The following is a 3,308-nucleotide window of genomic DNA, read 5'->3' as shown; positions in this document are numbered from 1 at the left end:
GAGCCACTATGCGGCGCTGGCGGGGGTGGCGGTCGGGCGGGTCGCGATCGGCGATCCGCGCGGACGATGGGGCAGCTGCTCCGCCGCCGGGGCGGTTCGCTACAGCTGGCGGCTGGTCTGCGCGCCCGCCCCGGTCCGCCGGCAGGTGGCCGCGCACGAGGTGGCGCATCGCGTCCACATGAACCACGGCCCCGCCTTTCACGCGCTGGTCGAGCGGTTGTACGGCGCCGATCCCGAGCCGGCGCGATCGTGGCTGCGCGAGCATGGCGCGACGTTGCACTGGCTGGGAAGGGAACCGTCCAAGCCGGTCGGGTGATGGGGGCTGAATGACGGGATCTAATACCCGTCCGGCGCCTGTGGACGGGCCACGCGCGGCGCTCGCACGGGCGGGGCATCGCGGCGGTCGCGGCCGGTGACGCGGTCTATCCAGTCCTGATCCAGCCGCGGCGGCACGGTCGCGGTGGCGGCGGGTCCGACGCCGTCCTGCGCCGGCGGAGCGGCGGGCGGGGCGGCAAACGGCTGGGGCGTGTCGGCCGGCGCGGTGCCGCCGTCCTGTCCGACCGGATTGCCGTCCTCGTCGACGAAGGCGCCCATGCTGCCGTTGTCGGGACGGCCATAGGCCTCGTCGTCGGGCTCGACTTGCATGTCGGGCAGCGTCACCTGCGTGTCGAACTGCTCGACCGGCCGGCTCGCCACCGCGCGGCTCATATAGGCGGCAAAGGCGCGGGCGGGGGCGGTGCCGCCATGCAGACCCGGTATCGCGCGGTTGTCGTCCCGGCCCATCCATACGCCGGTGGTGATGCCGCTGGAGAAGCCCAGGAACCAGCCGTCCTTGCTGGACGAGGTGGTGCCGGTCTTGCCCGCGACCGGCCGGCCGATCTGCGCCGCCTTGCCGGTGCCGGTGTTGACCGCGGTCTGCAGCAGGTCGGTCATCTCGGCGGCGACATAGGGCGCGACCAGCACATGGCTGCGGTCCACCTGATGCTCGTAGATCACCTGGCCGTCGGCGGTGACGCGCGTGATGCCATAGGGGGTGGTCGCCACGCCCTTGTCGGCGACGCTGGCGAAGGCGCGCGTCATGTCGATCAGCCGCACCTCGGACGTGCCCAGCACCATCGACGGGTGGGTGTTGACCGGCGTGGTGATCCCGAACCGTCGCGCCATATCCGCCACCGTCTGGAAGCCGGCCCCCTGCCCGAGCTTGGCCGCCACCGTGTTGAGCGAATAGGCGAAGGCCGTACGCAGCGTGACCGGGCCGGAGTTGCGACGGCTGTCGTTGCGGGGGCTCCAGCCGGCGATCGTCACCGGCTCGTCGACTTCCGTGTCCTCGGGCTTGCGGCCCGATTCCAGCGCGGCGAGATAGACGAACAGCTTGAACGACGATCCGGGCTGGCGCACCGCCTGGGTCGCACGGTTGTAGATCGAGGCGACATAGTCGGTGCCGCCGACCATCGCGCGTACCGCGCCGTCGCGGTCGAGGCTGACGAGCGCGCCCTGTGCGCCGGGCGGCGCGTTCCGGCGGATCGCGTCGTCCGCGTCGCCCTGCATCGACAGGTCGAGCGTCGTCCAGACGTCCAGCGGGCGGTCCTTCTCGTCGATCAGCGTATCGAGCTGCGGCAGCGCCCAGTCGGTGAAATAGCGCACGCTGTTCTGCCGCGGCTCGGGCGTGAACGATACGTTCCCGATATCGGCGTCCCCGGCCTGGGTCGCCGTGATGTCGCCGGCACGCCGCATCAGCGACAGGACCACGCCCGCGCGGCCCTTCGCGGCGTCGAGATCGGCGCTGGGCGAATAGTGCGAGGGCGCTTTCACCAGACCGGCGATGACCGCCGCCTCGCCCAGGCTCAGCCGGTCCGCGCCATGGCCGAAGAACTTGCGCGACGCGGCGTCGATGCCATAGGCGCCGCCGCCGAAGTACACCTTGTTGAGGTAGAGCTCGAGGATCTGCTGCTTGGTGAACCTGCGTTCCAGCGCGAGCGCCAGGATCGCCTCGCGGAACTTGCGTCCGAACTTCTTCTGGCTGTTCAGGAAGACGTTGCGCGCCAGCTGCTGCGTGATCGTCGACCCGCCCTGTACCCAGTGGCCGCGCTGGAACCGGACCTGGATCGAGCGGCCGATACCGATCGGATCGACGCCGGGATGGCTGTAGAAACGCCGGTCCTCCGTATCGATCTCCGCGTCGCGCATCACCGCCGGTATGCGATCGTAGGACAGCCACTCGCCATAGCTCGGCCCTAGCGACACGATCACCGTGCCGTCGGCTGCATGGACGCGGACCATCTGGCCGTTGGGCGAGGACTTCAGCTCCTCGAAGCTCGGCAGCTGGCCCTCCGCCATGTACACTGCGACGCCGAGCGCGACCGCGGCGAGCACGGCCACCCCGAACGCGGCCTTCACGGCCAGCCAGAAACGGCGCCGCCAGGGAGAACGGGAGGAACGGGGAGAGCGGGAGCGGGCGCTGGGCATGGACCCCCGAGCGACTACCGGGTTCGTCCCCTACCGACAAGCGTGCCGACCGCCATGGCGACGCCCGGCCTCAAGCCGCGCTAACCCGGCCACCGGCATGACGCTCCAGCCGACCGGCGAGCTCCAGTTCGAGCAGCACCGTCTGCACTGCCGCCGGCGACAGGCTGGACTGGCGGATCAGCTCGTCGACCGCGACCGGGACGGGGCCGAGCAGCCGGGCGACGTCGCGGCGATCGGCATCGCTCGCATCGGCTGGCGGCGCCGAGTAGCGGCCGGCGGGCGCGCGGACCGAGCGTGGGTCGATGGGACGGATCATTTCCAGGATGTCGGCGGCGGACTGGACGAGTGTCGCGCCGTCGCGGATCAGGAGGTTGCATCCCTGCGCGCGCGGATCGAGCGGGTGGCCGGGGACCGCCATCACCTCGCGCCCCGCCTCCGCCGCGAGCCGCGCGGTGATGAGCGAGCCCGACCTGGGCACCGCCTCCACCACCACCGTCCCCTGCGCGAGGCCGGCGATGATGCGGTTGCGATAGGGAAAGTGGCGCGCTCGCGGCTCCGTGCCGGGCGGCTGCTCCGCCACCAGCAGCGCATCGTCGCCCAGCCGCTGCTGGAGCGCCGCGTTCTCGGGCGGGAACACCACGTCGATGCCGCTCGCGATCACCGCGACCGTCGCGGTGCCCGCGCCGACATGCGCCTGCGTGTCGATGCCGCGCGCCAGCCCCGACACGACCGTCGCACCGTCCGCCGCGGGCTGGCCGACGTCTTCGGGCACGCGCCGTCGCGCGACCGCAGCGAGGCCCCGCCCGTACCGCTCTCGCCCGACGAGCGCCGGTTCGCGGCGG

At 72.0% G+C, this 3,308-nt stretch carries 3 protein-coding genes; 1 reads left to right on the top strand and 2 read right to left on the bottom strand.

All coding sequences use genetic code 11. The features are described from left to right. Nucleotides 1-316 (top strand): M48 family metallopeptidase (locus tag HUV01_RS14040; RefSeq protein ID WP_174298835.1); only part of this gene is annotated, 316 nt, incomplete at its 5' end. A 20-nt stretch (nucleotides 317-336) separates the two neighbouring features. Here the strand turns inward: HUV01_RS14040 and HUV01_RS14035 are convergent. After that, complete coding sequence (locus tag HUV01_RS14035; RefSeq protein WP_174298834.1) at nucleotides 337-2,466, bottom strand: transglycosylase domain-containing protein; 2,130 nt, start codon at nucleotides 2,464-2,466, stop codon at nucleotides 337-339. 70 nt (nucleotides 2,467-2,536) lie between these two features. Further along, nucleotides 2,537-3,308, bottom strand: a 772-nt coding sequence (locus HUV01_RS14030; protein WP_174298833.1) for a DNA-processing protein DprA, incomplete at its 5' end; no start/stop codon positions are given.

It is taken from the genome of Sphingomonas bacterium, assembly GCF_903643035.1.
In the GTDB taxonomy this organism is placed as follows: Bacteria; Pseudomonadota; Alphaproteobacteria; order Sphingomonadales; family Sphingomonadaceae; genus Sphingomonas.
The sequence above is the reverse complement of the archived record's forward strand: the minus strand, read 5'-3'. Positions and strand labels throughout refer to the sequence as shown.

Bases quoted from the DNA above. Each gene is read 5' to 3' on its own strand.
- HUV01_RS14035 (WP_174298834.1), bottom strand. From the start codon at position 2,466: ATGCCCAGCGCCCGCTCCCGCTCTCCCCGTTCCTCCCGTTCTCCCTGG.